13 protein-coding genes are annotated in these 13,088 nt (G+C 69.9%); 12 read left to right on the forward strand and 1 reads right to left on the reverse strand.

Annotation, left to right across the window (positions count from 1 at the left end):
• Nucleotides 1-35 precede the first annotated feature (35 nt).
• The 11 genes from ACG10_RS12245 to ACG10_RS12295 all read left to right on the forward strand — a co-directional run bounded on the left by ACG10_RS12245 (nt 36) and on the right by ACG10_RS12295 (nt 11,440).
• Entirely contained in the window at nt 36-1,100 is a 1,065-nt protein-coding gene (locus tag ACG10_RS12245; protein ID WP_089168428.1) for an ABC transporter substrate-binding protein, read from the forward strand.
• The gene (locus ACG10_RS12250) at nt 1,081-2,076 is read left to right on the forward strand and encodes an ABC transporter permease (protein WP_089168429.1); all 996 of its coding nucleotides are present in this window, start codon (nt 1,081-1,083) and stop codon (nt 2,074-2,076) included. The genes ACG10_RS12245 and ACG10_RS12250 overlap by 20 nt, the downstream gene beginning before the upstream one ends.
• Nucleotides 2,070-2,861 carry an ABC transporter ATP-binding protein gene (locus ACG10_RS12255; RefSeq protein WP_089168430.1) on the forward strand — a complete coding sequence of 264 codons (792 nt, stop codon included), beginning with the start codon at nt 2,070-2,072 and terminating at the stop codon, nt 2,859-2,861. Before ACG10_RS12250 ends, ACG10_RS12255 begins: the two co-directional genes overlap by 7 nt.
• A gap of 167 nt (nt 2,862-3,028) precedes the next feature.
• The gene (locus ACG10_RS12260) at nt 3,029-3,289 is read left to right on the forward strand and encodes a hypothetical protein (protein WP_089168431.1); all 261 of its coding nucleotides are present in this window, start codon (nt 3,029-3,031) and stop codon (nt 3,287-3,289) included.
• 424 nt (nt 3,290-3,713) lie between these two features.
• Nucleotides 3,714-4,805 (forward strand): LLM class flavin-dependent oxidoreductase, encoded by a 1,092-nt coding sequence (locus ACG10_RS12265; RefSeq protein WP_089168432.1) that lies wholly within the window; start codon nt 3,714-3,716, stop codon nt 4,803-4,805.
• Nucleotides 4,806-4,941: 136 nt separating this feature from the next.
• A complete protein-coding gene (locus ACG10_RS12270) occupies nt 4,942-6,267 on the forward strand; it encodes an LLM class flavin-dependent oxidoreductase (RefSeq protein ID WP_089168433.1) in 1,326 nt (441 codons plus the stop codon).
• On the forward strand, nt 6,268-7,446 hold the full coding sequence (locus ACG10_RS12275) for an acyl-CoA dehydrogenase family protein (RefSeq protein ID WP_089168434.1): 1,179 nt from the start codon (nt 6,268-6,270) through the stop codon (nt 7,444-7,446).
• Between the two features lie 9 nt (nt 7,447-7,455).
• Entirely contained in the window at nt 7,456-8,427 is a 972-nt protein-coding gene (locus ACG10_RS12280; protein ID WP_089168435.1) for an ABC transporter substrate-binding protein, read from the forward strand.
• 11 nt (nt 8,428-8,438) lie between these two features.
• On the forward strand, nt 8,439-9,212 hold the full coding sequence (locus ACG10_RS12285; RefSeq protein ID WP_089168436.1) for a class II aldolase/adducin family protein: 774 nt from the start codon (nt 8,439-8,441) through the stop codon (nt 9,210-9,212).
• A gap of 16 nt (nt 9,213-9,228) precedes the next feature.
• Nucleotides 9,229-10,212: an ABC transporter substrate-binding protein gene (locus tag ACG10_RS12290; RefSeq protein WP_089168437.1), complete on the forward strand. Its 984-nt coding sequence runs from the start codon at nt 9,229-9,231 to the stop codon at nt 10,210-10,212.
• A 283-nt stretch (nt 10,213-10,495) separates the two neighbouring features.
• Nucleotides 10,496-11,440, forward strand: coding sequence for an ABC transporter substrate-binding protein (locus tag ACG10_RS12295; RefSeq protein ID WP_089168438.1), 945 nt, complete (start codon nt 10,496-10,498; stop codon nt 11,438-11,440).
• Between the two features lie 150 nt (nt 11,441-11,590).
• On the opposite strand, the gene ACG10_RS12300 is transcribed toward ACG10_RS12295, so the two are convergent.
• The gene (locus tag ACG10_RS12300; RefSeq protein WP_089168439.1) at nt 11,591-12,685 is read right to left on the reverse strand and encodes an NADH:flavin oxidoreductase/NADH oxidase; all 1,095 of its coding nucleotides are present in this window, start codon (nt 12,683-12,685) and stop codon (nt 11,591-11,593) included.
• Nucleotides 12,686-12,774: 89 nt separating this feature from the next.
• Here ACG10_RS12300 and ACG10_RS12305 point away from each other — a divergent pair, with 89 nt between their 5' ends.
• Nucleotides 12,775-13,077 carry an ArsR/SmtB family transcription factor gene (locus ACG10_RS12305; protein ID WP_089168440.1) on the forward strand — a complete coding sequence of 101 codons (303 nt, stop codon included), beginning with the start codon at nt 12,775-12,777 and terminating at the stop codon, nt 13,075-13,077.
• Nucleotides 13,078-13,088 lie beyond the last annotated feature (11 nt).

Below are 13,088 nucleotides of genomic sequence, written 5' to 3' on the forward strand. Positions count from 1 at the left end.
GAACCCATTACCCGACTCTCACGGAAGCGATTCGCATGACCTTCAACTCCAGCCTCTCCCGCCGTCGCCTGCTCGGTCTGGCCGGCACCGCCGCCGCGGCGGCCGCCGTCGGCCGCTTCGCCTGGGCCGCCGATCCGCATGCCCACGCCGGCCACGCCGCGCCGGCGCAAAGCTTCGCACTCGACGCCAAGGGCTGGGCGCTGCCGGCGCCGCGCAAGCTCAAGCTGGCGACCAACCTCAACGCCATCTGCCTGGCCCCGGTCGCGGTGGCCGACAGCCAGGGCTTCTTCCGCAACCACAACCTGGAGGTCGAGTTCGTCAACTTCGGCCACTCCACCGAGGTGCTGCTCGAATCCCTGGCCACCGGCAAGGCCGACGCCGCCACCGGCATGGCGCTGCGCTGGCTGAAGGCGCTGGAGCAGGGCTTCGACGTCAAGCTGACCGCCGGCACCCACGGCGGCTGCCTGCGCCTGATCGCCCAGGAGAACGGCCCGCGCCGCTTCGAGGAACTCAAGGGCAAGACCATCGGCGTCACCGACATGGCCAGCCCGGACAAGAACTTCTTCTCGCTGATGCTCAAGCGCCACGGCGTCGATCCGGTCCGCGACGTGAACTGGCGGACCTACCCGATCGACCTGCTCGGCACCGCCCTGGAGAAAGGCGAGATCCAGGCGGCCAGCGGCTCCGACCCGATGATGTACCGCCTGCGCAACCAGCCGGGCAAGCGCGAGCTGTCCACCAACCTGGTCGAGGAATACGCCAACCTCAGCTGCTGCGTGGTCGGCGTCGGCGGCAATCTGGTGCGCAAGGAAAAGCCGGTCGCCGCCGCCGTCACCCACGCCATCCTCCAGGCCCACGCCTGGGCGGCGCAGCACCCGGAAACCGTGGCCCAGGACTTCCTCAAGTTCGCGGTCAACACCAATTCCGAGGAGATCCACGCCATCCTCAACGAGCACACCCACGCGCACTACTCGGTGGGCAAGGCCTTCGTCGATGAGATCGCCGTCTACGCCCGCGATCTGAAGGCCGTGGAAGTGCTGCGCGCCAGCACCGATCCCCGGAAATTCGCGGAGAGCATCCATGCCGACGTATTCAGCTGAATTGCCGCGGCGGGCCGCCGCCCGCCCCTTCGCCGTGTGGAAGACCGGCCTGCTGGCGGCCGCCGGCTGGCTGGCCTTCGCCCTCTACAGCAGCGAGGCGCCCAACGCCATCCGCGACTGGCCCTATACCCGCGAACTGGCCAACCTCTCGCTGGCCATCGCCGCCCTTTTGGCGCTGATCGCCCTGCTCCCCGGCCCGACCGCCCGGCTCGCCGAGCGCCTGCGTCCGGCCGGCCCGTGGCTGCTCGCCCTGCCGCTGCTGCTCGGTTTCTGGCAACTCGCCACCGCCAAGCTGGGGCTGCTGCCGGTGCCCTTCTTCGCCCCGCCGCAGGCACTGCTGGAGGTCTACGCCGAGGACTGGCCGCGCCTCGCCGAGAGCCTGCTGCACTCCTTCTGGCTGCTCGCCAACGGCGTGCTGCTCGGCTCGGTGTTCGGCTTCCTCGCCGGGGTGTCGATCGGCTGGTCGCAGCGCATCGGCTACTGGCTGCACCCGGTGCTGCGCATCCTCGGCCCGGTGCCGTCCACCGCGCTGCTGCCGATCTGCTTCTTCATCTTCCCCAGCAGCTGGGGCGCCAGCGTGTTCCTGATCGCCCTGGCGACCTGGTTCCCGGTCACCGTGCTGACCTGGTCGGGCGTCGCCAGCGTCGACCGCGCCTACTACGACGTGGCGCGCACCCTGGGCGCCAGCGAGCGCTTCCTGATCTTCCGCGTGGCGATCCCGGCGGCCCTGCCGCACGTCTTCGTCGGCCTGTTCATGGGCCTCGGTGCGTCCTTCTCGGTGCTGGTGGTAGCCGAGATGATGGGCGTCAAGGCCGGCCTCGGCTGGTACCTGCAATGGGCCCAGGGCTGGGCGGCCTACGCCAACATGTACGCCGCGCTGCTGGTGATGGCGCTGCTCTGCTCGGGGCTGATCACCGCGCTGTTCCTGATCCGCGACCGCGTCCTGTCCTGGCAGAAAGGAGCCGTGAAATGGTGAGCGCCAGCCTGAAGACCGCAGCCCCGGCGCGGGGCCTGCACCTGGAAGTGAAGAACCTCAGCCACGCCTTCGACCTGGGCAAGACCAGCCTGCCGGTGCTCAATCAGGTCGACCTGAGCCTGCAGCCGGGCGAGAGCGTCGCCCTGCTCGGCCCCTCGGGCTGCGGCAAGTCGACCCTGCTGCGCCTGGTCGCCGGGCTGGAGGCGCCGCTGTCCGGGCAGATCCTGGTCGACGGCCAGCCGATTGGCGCGCCCGATCCGTCGCGCATCCTGGTGTTCCAGGACCCGACCCTCTACCCCTGGCGTACCGTGTGGGACAACGTCGCCCTCGGCCTGCAGGCCCGCGGCCTGATCAAGGACCAGCGCGAACGGGTCGACGCGGTGCTGGCCAAGGTCGGCCTCGGCGAGTTCCGCGACGCCTATCCGCGCCAGCTTTCCGGCGGCATGGCCCAGCGCGCCGCGCTGGCCCGCGCGCTGGTCAACGAACCGCGCCTGCTGCTGCTCGACGAGCCCTTGGGCAAGCTCGACTCGCTGACCCGCATCGCCATGCAGGGCGAACTGATCCGCCTGTGGCAGCAGCAGCGCTACAGCTCGCTCCTGGTCACCCACGACGTGGAGGAAGCCCTGCTGCTCTGCGACCGGGTGCTGGTGTTCAGCAACCGGCCGGCGCGCATCCTCGCCGAGCTGAAGGTCGAGCGCCTCTACCCGCGCCACCGCGACGACCCGCACCTGGTCGAGCTGCGCCAGCAGGCGCTGGAGCTGCTCGGGCTGGGCAGCAGCTGGTAATCGAGACAGCTCCCCCAGGGCAATGCGGCCCCCCGACACGACGCCCCGATGGCCGGGCTGGTACTCTTGCCGCATCGACTTCGACTTCCCGCGAGCGGATGCGGCCTGCCGCTCCGCTCGCGGGGCCGGGGCAAGACGTTCAACCGTTCGTTGTGGGGGGAAAGTGAATGCCTTTACTGGCCGGAATTCTCAGCGCTCTCGCGCTGCTGCTGGCTGTAGCCACCATCGTCGGCGTGATCGCGCCGTCGCTGTTCAGGAACAGGAAGACCGGGCAGGTGCCGAAGCGCCTGTCGGTGCTGGTCTGGGGATGCATTGCCGTACTCGTGGCCATGATCCTCGCCGGCAGCCAGGTACCGCCGCCGCCAGCTCCCCCGGCCGCGGCCGGAACGCCGGAGGCCGCTTCCGCCCGGGCAGCGCCGCCGGGCTGAAAGCCCCTCCACCGCCGGACCGCCTGCACGCCGCCCGGCGGCCTTCCCCGGGCCGCTGCGGATAGCCGCCGGACAACCTTCCGCAACCCCTCCCATTTCAGCCGCTAGGCTCCCTCCTCTCTCGCCCGCCGACGACTGTAGTGGTCAATTAATTCTGGACACAGTTTCAGGAGCTCAGGCCGCCAGCGCCTCCATGGCCCGGTCGGCTTCGGCGTCGACGTCCTCGGCCTCTATTCGCAGAAGCTCGACGGCGGGCCCGGCAATACATTCGTATTTAGCATATTAGAATATGCAAAAAATGAATTTCCATCATCAAGAAACGCTCTGTAGCCTTCTAAGCAACCAGCCGGACAAGATCCTTTTCTTATAAGAGAAGAACAGGCCCTTGTCCTATCCAACCCTCGTACAGGCAGGAGCCCGGCACATGAGCGTTCAGATTCTCGGCATGATCGGCCATCGACTTTCCTCGGAAACCATCGCCCCGGTGGGGCCGGTGTTCGACAAGAACTACATCCGCAACTTCGCCCAGGCGCACGAGAACGCCGGCTTCGACCGCATCCTGGTCGGCTACTGGTCCGATCAGCCCGACGGCTTCCTGGTCACCGCCCTGGCCGGCCTGTCCACCAGCCGCATCGGCCTCTTGCTCGCGCACCGCCCGGGCTTCGTCGCGCCGACTTTGGCCGCGCGCAAGCTGGCCACCCTCGACCAGCTGCTCGACGGCCGCCTAGCGCTGAACGTGATCAGCGGCGGCAGCGATACCGAGCAGCGCAAGGACGGCGACTTCCTCGACCACGACCAGCGCTATGCGCGCACCGACGAGTTCCTCGAGGTGGTGCGCAAGACCTGGACCGCCGGGCAGCCGTTCGACCACCAGGGCGAGTTCTATCAGGTCGAGCAGGCCTTCTCGGCGGTCAAGAGCGAGCAGAAGCCGCACCTGCCGGTGTATTTCAGCGGCGCCTCGGACGCGGCCATCCGCGTCGCCGGCAAGCACGCCGACGTCTACATGCTGTGGGGCGAATCCCTGCAGCAGACCCGCGAACTGGTCGAGAAAGTGCGCACCGAAGCCGCCAAACACGGCCGCCACATCGAGTTCAGTGTGTCCTTCCGGCCGATCGTCGCCGCCACCGAGGACGCCGCCTGGGCCAAGGCCGAGGTCATCCTGAGCCGCGCCCGCGCGCGCCATGAAGTGGCCCGCCCGGAACTCTCCCTCAAGCCGGAAAGCATCGGCGCCCAGCGCCTGCGCGCCACCGTGGCCCAGGGCGAGCGGGTCGACAAGCGCCTGTGGACCGGCATCGCCGGACTGGTCGGCGGCGGGCACAACTCCACCGCGCTGGTCGGCACCCCCGAACAGGTCGCCGACGCCCTGATCGACTACTACGACCTGGGCATCCGCAACATCCTGATCCGCGGCTTCGACCCGCTCAACGACGCCGTCGACTACGGCCGCGAGCTGATCCCGCTGATCCGCGCCAAGGCGGCCGAACGCGACCTGCAGAACAGCGCCCGCCGCGCCTGACCCTCTCCCACGCCGCACCATCCGGCGCGACCGCACCAGCGGAGCGCTCCACACCCTTTTGTGGAGACCGCTTGATGACCGATCCGCTGCTCGCCCCGGCGAGCCTCCTTCCCCTGCCCGACCGCGAGACCGACCGATGAGCCGCCAGATCCACCTGGCCGGCTTCCTGCTCGCCGGCCCCGTCGTCCACAGCCATGCCGTCTGGCGCCACCCAGACACCCTCGGCGACTACCTCGATCCCGAGTACTACGCGCGCAGCGCCCGGGTACTGGAGGAAGGCCTGTTCGACCTGCTGTTCTTCGCCGACCGCTTCGCCATCGGCGACCAGTTGGGCGGCTCCCGCGAACTCGCGCTGCGCTACGGCGCCCAGGACGCCACCCGCCTCGACCCGCTGCCGATCCTCTCCTACCTGGTCGGCCAGACGCGCCGGCTCGGCCTCGGCGTCACCCGCTCGACCACCTACTACGAACCGGCCCACGTGGCCCGCGCGCTGGCCACCCTCGACCACCTGTCGCGCGGACGCGCCGCCTGGAACATCGTCACCTCGATGAACGACAGCGAGGGCCGGCTGTTCGGCAAGGACCGCCATCTGGAACACGACCTGCGCTACGACCGCGCCGACGAGTTCATCGAGGTCGCCCTGAAGCTGTGGAGCAGTTGGGCACCGGGCGCGCTCAAGCTCGACCGCGAACGGGGCATCCTCGCCGACCCGGCCGGGGTCCGCGACGTCGCCCACCACGGCGAGTGGTTCAAGGTCGAAGGTCCGCTGAACATCCCGCGCAGCCCGCAGGGCCGCCCGCTGCTGATCCAGGCCGGCTCCAGCGGCCGCGGCCGGCGTTTCGGCGCGCGCTGGGCCGAGGCGATCTTCAGCATCCACGGCAACCTGCCGGCCATGCGCGCCTTCCGCGACGACGTGCGCCGGCAGGTGGTCGCCCAGGGCCGGGCGGCGGACCAGTGCAAGGTGCTCACCGCGGTGATGCCCTTCATCGGCGGCAGCGAGGCCGAGGCGCGCGCCAGGCGCGACCGCCACAATGCCCTGGCGCGCCCGGAGATCGGCCTGGCGACCCTCGCCGCGCAGCTCAACTTCGACTTCTCCGCCTTCCCCCTGGATACCCGCCTGGAAGCGATCGCCGCACAGCCCGGGACACCGCCGGCGGTGGCCGAGAAGCTGCGCGCGCTGGGCGCCTCGCTGAGCCTCGGCGAACTCGCGCAAAGCTTCGCCAGCAGCGTGCGGGTGCCGCAGCTGGTGGGCACCGGCGTGCAGATCGCCGAACAGCTGGCGGAGATCTTCAACGCCGGCGGCTGCGACGGCTTCGTGATCTCCCCCGGCTACCTGCCGGGCTCCTTCGCCGAATTCGCCGAGAGCGTGGTGCCGCACCTGCAGCGCCTGGGCCTTTACCGCCGCGCCTACGAGGGCACGACCCTGCGTGAACACCTGGGCCTCGGCCCCCTGGAGGCCTGAATGGGCACCCCCACGACCGCCGAGGACTGGCTGGCGCTGGCCCGCGAGATCGGCGAGGAATTCACCCGCGACATCGCCCGCCGCACCCGCACCCGCGAACGCCCCGACGCCCAGCTGCGGCGCCTCAAGGACAGCGGCCTGACCAACCTGGCGATCCCCCGCGAGCTGGGCGGCGCCGGCCAGCGCTGGTCGCTGATCGTCCGCACCATCCGCGAACTGGCTGCCGGCGACGGCTCGGTCGGCATGCTCTACGGCTACCACCAGCTCAACCTGGTCAACCTGCGCCGCGAGCCGCAGCCGCGCCGCGACCGCCTGCTGGCGGAAATCGCCGAACGCCGGCTGTGGCTGGCCGGGGTGGTCAACCCGCGCGACGGCGACATCCTCGCCACGCCGGACGGCGAGGGTTTCCGCCTCGACGGCCGCAAGGGCTTCTGCAGCGGCGCGGCCTTCGCCGACCTGCTCAGCGTCAGCGCGCGGCATGCCCGCGACGGCCGGCGGCTGATGGCGCTGATCCCCGCCGATCGTCCCGGCCTGCACTACGCCGACGACTGGGACCACTTCGGCGTGGAGCGCAGCGACAGCGGCAGTTTCGTCCTCAGCGAGGTGCGCGCCGAGCCCGGCGAAGTCATCGCCAACGACCTGGAGGACGGCGACGACTTCTCCGCGGTGATCCGCACCCCGGTCAACCAGTCCGCCTTCACCCAGTTCTACCTCGGCAACGCCCTCGGCGCGCTGCGCGCGGCGCGCGCCTACGTGCACCGCGAGGGCCGCGCCTGGCTGCACGCCGGGGTCGACAAGGCCCATCAGGACCCACTGCTGGTCAGCCAGTTCGGCGAGCTGTGGATCGCCCTGCAGGGCGCCATCGCCCTGGCCGACCGCGCTGCGCTCAAGGTCGACGAACTGCTCGCCGCGGACGAGGCCTTCAGCGCCGAGCTGCGCGGCGAGGCCGCCGTCGAGGTGGCCAGCGCCAAGGTGCTCGCCGCCCGCACCGCGCTCGACGTCACCAGCCGGGTGTTCGAGGTGATGGGCGCGCGCGCCACCCACAACCGTTACGCCTTCGACCGCTTCTGGCGCGACACGCGCACCCACAGCCTGCACGACCCGCTCGCCCACAAGCTGCTGGAAGTCGGCGAATACGCCCTGAACGGCCAGTACCCGCCGGTGCGGGCCTACACCTGAGGACACGCCATGCCCGGAAAACGCTTCAAACGCCTGCTCGGCGCCGCGCTGCTCGGCAGCTCCCTGCTCGCCGGCGTCCAGGCCTTCGCCGCCACCCTGGTGGTCGGCGACCAGAGCTTCAACAACCGCACGGTCATGGAGGCCGCCGGGGTGCTCGCCGGCCTGCCCTACGAACTGGAATGGAAGCAGTTCACCGCCGGCTCGCCGGTGGCCGAGGCGCTGAACACCGGCAGCCTCGACGTGGGCCTCCTGGGCGACGCGCCGCCGCTGTTCCTCGGCGCACTGGGCGCGCCGATCAAGGTGATCGGCGTCAGCACCCAGAACCTCGACGGGGTGGCCATCCTGGTCCGCAAGGATTCGCCGATCCACAGCCTGGCGGACCTGCGCGGCAGGAGCGCGGCGATCTGGAAGGGCTCCTGGAGCCAGCAGCTGCTGTTCACCGCCCTGGAGCGGGCCGGGGTTTCCCCCGACGAGGTGCAGCTGCGCTACCTCGGCGCGCTGGACGCCTCCCACGCCCTGGAGGGCGGCGCCGTGGACGTGATCGCCACCTGGGAACCCTACGTCACCCAGCAGCTGCGCAACGGCGCGCGCATCCTGAGCACCGCCGAGGGCCTGATCCCGGCGCAGAGCTTCGTCGTCGCCACCGACAAGGCCATCGCCGACAAGCGCGAACTGCTCGGCGACTTCCTGCGCCGCCTGCAGCAGGCCCGCGACTGGGTCCGCCAGGACCCGGCCAACAGCGAGAAATACGCCGACACCTGGGCCGAGCTGACCCGCGCCGAACGCGACATCGCCCGCCGCTGGTTCTCCGGCGCGGCCATCCGCGTGCGGCCGATCGACGACCAGGCGGTCGCCGAAGCCCAGAAGACCGTGGATTTCTTCAGCCGGATCGGCCTGATCAAGGGCTACCCGGCCGGAAGCCTGTTCGACGCCTCTTTCAACCGTTACCTGCAGTCGCCGCCCGCGCAGGCGGCCCGTTAAGGAGATTCTTCATGAACGCCATCACCCAGATCGCCCCGGTCAAGGAGCGCGTCAGCGCCGCCGAATGGGAGGCCCGCGTCAAGCTGGCCGCCGCCTACCGCCTGGCCGCCCGGCTGCGCTGGACCGACCACATCTACACCCACTTCTCGGTGCGCGTGCCGGGGCCGGACCGGCACTTCCTGATCAACCCCTACGGCCTGGCCTTCGACGAGATCACCGCCTCCAGCCTGGTCAAGGTGGACATCGACGGCACCCTGCTCGACGACCCCACGGGCCTCGGCATCAACCGCGCCGGCTACGTGATCCACAGCGCCATCCACGGCGCCCGCGAGCACACCCACGCGGTGCTGCACACCCACACCACGTCCGGCATCGGCGTATCGGCGCAGCAGGACGGCCTGCTGATGATTTCCCAGCACGCCATGCGCTTTCACAAGCGCCTGGCCTACCACGACTACGAAGGCATCGCCCTGGACCTGGACGAGCAGCAGCGGCTGATCGCCGACCTCGGCGAGCACGACGCGCTGATCCTGCGCAACCACGGCCTGCTCACCAGCGGCCGGAACATCGAGGAAGCCTTCTACAACCTCTATTTCCTGGAGCGCGCCTGCGCCGCCCAGCTGGCCGCGCAATCCGGCGGCGCGGCGCTGCACTTCCCGCCCGAGGCGGTGGCGGAAAAGGCCGCGCGGGGGTTCGAGCTCGCCATCGCCCAGGGCCGCCCGCAATCCCACTGGGACGCCTACCTGCGCCAGCTCGAGCGCGACGATGCGGGTTTCGCCCTCTGACGCAAGGAGCCTCGTGATGAAAAGCACCGCCCTGGCCGCACTGGCCGCCGCCCTCTTCCTGCATGCCTTCCAGGCACAGGCCGCCGAACCGCCGACCCTGCGCATCGCCGACCAGAAAGGCAACATGCGCGCCCAGCTGGAGGCGGCCGATGCGCTGAAGGATCTGCCCTACGTCATCCAGTGGTCGGAATTCCCCGCCGCCGCGCCGCTGGCCGAAGCCCTCAACGCCGGCGCGGTGGACGCCGGGATCATCGGCGACGCGCCGCTGCTGTTCAGCCTGGCCGCCGGCGCCCAGGTCAAGGCCATCGCGGTGAACAAGTCCAACCCCTACGGCACCGCGCTGCTGGTGCCCAAGGACAGCCCGCTGCAAACCGCCGCCGACCTCAAGGGCAAGCGCATCGCCACCGGGCGCGGCTCGATCGGCCACTTCGTCGCCCTCAAGGCGCTGGAAAAGGCCGGGCTCGCCGAGCAGGACGCGGAGTTCCGCTTCCTCGGCCCGGTGGACGCGAAGATCGCCCTGGCCAACGGCTCGGTGGACGCCTGGGCGACCTGGGAACCCTACACCGCCCTGGCCGAAAGCAGCGGCCAGGGCCGGGTGCTGGTCGACGGCCGCGGCCTGTGGGCCGGCAACAGCTACCTCGCTGCCACCGACCGGGCGCTGGCCGACCCGGCCCGCCGCGAGGCCCTGCAGGACTATCTGCAGCGCCTGGACGGCGCCCAGCGATGGGCCTACGCGCACCTCGACGACTACGCCAGGACCCTGGCGCGGATCATCGGCTTCCCCGAGGACGCGGCCCGCCTGTCCTTCGCCCGCCGCGAACTGCGCTGGCAGGCGGTGGACACGGCGACCGTCGCCCAGCAACAGGCGACCGCCGACTTCTACCAGGCCCACGCCCTGCTGCCCAGGCGCCTGGACGTGGCGCCGACCTTCGACCACGGCTTCCGGATCGGCCCGCCCGCGCAGGCGGCAAGCCTGGCCCCGCAGCCGGCCAAGCCCTGAACACTAGGGTCTGTTGACGTTTTGGCGTAGGCCGCGACGGAGGCCCGTCTGGCGCAGAACAAGGAACGAGGAGAGAAGTCTGGTCATTCCAAATGAACGACGAGAGACACCGTGCTGCGCCAGACGGGCCCCGTCCCTTCGGGTTGCGCGGCAAATGCCGCCATGCGGCGTTGCGGGGCTTGGCAAGGGAATGACCATTGCCGGCGCCCCGCGCCTTGCCTGGCGGCATTTGACGCGGCAACGCGGCTCACGCCAAAACGTCAACAGACCCTAAGGAGTATCCATGAAGCTTTCGCGTTTTCTGCGTAACGGCCTCGCCACCCTGCTGCTGGCCGCGCCCCTGAGCCAGGCCGCCGACAGCGTGCTGCGCATCGGCGATCAGAACTACTACAACGTGCGCGCCTCGCTGGAGGCCTCCGGCGCGCTGGAAGGCGCGCCCTATCAAGTCGAGTGGAAACACTTCCAGTCCGCCGCGCCGCTGGCCGAGGGGCTGGACGCCGGGGCGCTGGACCTCGGCTTTCTCGGCGACTCGGGATTCATCTTTCTCGCCGCCAAGGGCGCACCGGTCAAGCTGATCGGCGTTTCCCGGCAGAACCCGGACACCATCGCCCTGCTGGTGCCCAAGGACTCGCCGGCCAAGACCATCGAGGACCTCAAGGGCAAGAAGGTCGCCTACTGGCCAGGTGCCTGGAGTCAGCAGCTGACCCTGCGCGCCCTGCAGAAGGCCGGCCTGCCCGGCGACTACGTGGAGTTCGTCAAGCTGATGCCGATCGACGCCGCCGCCGCGCTGCCGCAGGGCAGCATCGACGCCTTCCCGGTGTGGGAGCCGTACATTTCCCAGCAGATCCTCTTCTCCGGCGCGCGGCCGCTGCTCACCGCCAGGGGCCTGATGCCGGGGCTGTCCAGCATCGCCGCCAACGCCGCCGCCCTCGAGCCCAAGCGCGCCGCCATCGCCGATTTCCTCGGCCGCCTCAAGCGGGCGCGCGCCTGGGTCGAGGCGCACAAGAGCGAGTACGCCGAACTCTGGGCGCAGAAGGCCAACCTCGACCCGGCGGTGTCCCGCCACTGGATCGGCCAGGCCAACATGACCGTCGCCCCGGTGGACGCGCAGGCCGCCCGGGACTACCAGGAGACCGCCGACTTCCTCAAGGAAACCGGCGCCCTGCCCAAGGCCTTCAAGGTGGATGAGGTGATCGACACCTCGTTCGCCGAGGCGCTGCAGCCCTGAGTCGCCGCCTACCCCTCGGCAGGCTCTCTCCGGTGCAGACAGCCATGCGGGAGCGCCCCTTGCCGGGACGCTCCCGCACTCGTCATGACTGCACTGCTGCGCGCCCGGCGCGGTCTGTGCCAACACGTCGAAAGACCCCGGAGGCCGATTTCAGTGGTGGTAGCGCTCCAGCCAGTGGGCATAGGACGCCGGCAGTGTCCAGGCCGGGCGCTCGATACCCAGCTCTTGGGCCGCGGCATACGGCCAGTGCGGGTCGGCCAGGTGGGCGCGGCCGATCATGGCGAGGTCCAGCTGGCCTTCCCTGACGGCCCGCTCGGCGACCTGCGGGGTGCCGAAGCCCCAGGCCGACGCCACCGGGATGCCCACTTTGCGGCGGACCCGCTCGGCGATCGGCCCCATGAAGCCAGGTGCCCAGGGAATATTGGTGTCCGCGATGGTGAAGCCGATGCTGACGCTCAGCAGGTCCAGGCCGGTTTCCTTGAAGCGACGGGCCAGTTCGATGGATTCGGCGAAGGTCTGTTCGTCCCGGCCGTCGAACTCGATCACCCCGAAGCGGGCGGTCAGCGGCAGATGTTCCGGCCATACCTCGCGGACCGCCGCCAGCGTCTCCAGCAGGAAGCGGCAGCGCTTGTCGAAGCTGCCGCCATAGGCATCGGTGCGCTGGTTGGAATGTTCGGAGAAGAAGCTCTGGGCCAGGTAGCCGTGGGCGAAATGCAGCTCCAGCCACTCGAACCCGGCGTCACGCGCCCGGCACGCCGCGGCGACGAAATCGTCCCGCACCCGGGCGATGTCCTCCAGGGTCATCGCCTTGGGCACTTTCGGCAGGTGGCGGCCGAAGGGAATGGCCGAGGGGGCGATGGTCTGCCAGCCGCGCGGATCGTCCTCGGCGATATGGTCGTCGCCTTCCCAGGGACGGTTGGCGCTGGCCTTGCGGCCGGCGTGGGCGATCTGGATGCCGGGCACGGCCCCCTCGGCCTTGATGGCCTGGACCACCGGCACGAAGGCCTGGGCCAGCTGGTCGTTCCAGATCCCGGGACAACCGGGGGTGATGCGCCCTTCCGGCGAGACGGCGGTGGCCTCGACGATCACCAGACCCGCACCGCCGCGGGCGATCGAGGCCAGATGCACCTTGTGCCAGTCGTTGATCAGGCCGTCGTTGGCCATGTACACGCACATGGGCGGGACGGCGATGCGGTTGCGCAGGGTGACATCCTTCAGCGTGTACGGCTGGAACAGAGCGGACATGGAGCTTCCTCGTGCGGTGAGATTGAATTCTGTAGTTCGATAATATTCGAACAATGGATGACGGACAATCCCTCCGGTATGATTCCGCCATGCGCCCCTTCAAGCACCCCGCCGCCAGCGAATTCGTCCTCGAGCGCGTTCTCTACGCCCTGAGCGATCCGGTGCGCCTGGAGATCGTCCGCCGCCTCGCCGCGCTGGGCGAGGCCAGCTGCAGCGAGCTCGACGGCGGCCGTCCGAAGTCGAGCGTTTCCCATCATTTCCGCGTGCTCCGCGATGCGGGCCTGGTCTGCACCCGCAGCGTCGGGACGACCCATATCAACTCGCTGCGCCGCGAGGAGATGAACGCGCGCTTCCCGGGTTTGCTCGAGGCGATCCTCTCGCAGCGCGAGTGAACCGTGCCCTG

Origin of the sequence: Azotobacter chroococcum, assembly GCF_002220155.1 — a bacterium.
GTDB classification, from domain to species: Bacteria; Pseudomonadota; Gammaproteobacteria; order Pseudomonadales; family Pseudomonadaceae; genus Azotobacter; species Azotobacter chroococcum.